The sequence below is a fragment of the Vibrio sp. RE88 genome, assembly GCF_013113835.1.
Taxonomy (GTDB): domain Bacteria; phylum Pseudomonadota; class Gammaproteobacteria; order Enterobacterales; family Vibrionaceae; genus Vibrio.
The window spans coordinates 1-611 of sequence record NZ_VTYQ01000030.1; the positions used below are offsets into that span (position 1 = coordinate 1).

The window sequence follows — 611 nt, forward strand, 5'->3', positions numbered from 1 at the left end:
TGGGGTGAAGTCGTAACAAGGTAGCGCTAGGGGAACCTGGCGCTGGATCACCTCCTTATACGATGATTACTCACGATGAGTGTCCACACAGATTGATGGTTTATATAAATTAAAGAGGGGCTATAGCTCAGCTGGGAGAGCGCTTCGCTGGCAGCGAAGAGGTCATCGGTTCGATCCCGATTAGCTCCACCAATAATTTCTATTAAGAAATTCTTAGTGTCCCGTTCGTCTAGAGGCCTAGGACACCGCCCTTTCACGGCGGTAACAGGGGTTCGACTCCCCTACGGGATACCATCTTTAAACGCATTTATTTAAGTGTTTTTAAAAATGGTTACTTCATGAGAAGTGATTAGCTCTTTAACAATTTGGAAAGCTGACGAATAACAACAATCCCCATCTCTTTGAGATGCGTTGTTATTCATTTAAAAGTTCTCAAATCCTAATGACTTGTTCATTAGGTACCAACACACATTCAAGTGTTCTTGGAAACATCCTTGTGATGTTTATATTTGAGTCCGGCAAAATCGAGTCTGCATCATGTTTAAATAATTGCAGACAACTTTGGTTGTTTAAACAGAAGACCCTTTGGGGTTGTATGGTTAAGTGACTAA

At 41.9% G+C, this 611-nt stretch carries 2 tRNA genes and 1 rRNA gene; all 3 read left to right on the forward strand.

Annotated elements, in window-relative coordinates:
* Positions 1-58 (forward strand): 16S ribosomal RNA (locus F0265_RS24505); the annotation flags it as partial.
* A gap of 58 nt (positions 59-116) precedes the next feature.
* Positions 117-192 (forward strand) — tRNA-Ala (locus F0265_RS24510).
* Positions 193-218: 26 nt separating this feature from the next.
* Positions 219-294, forward strand: a tRNA-Glu gene (locus tag F0265_RS24515).
* Positions 295-611 lie beyond the last annotated feature (317 nt).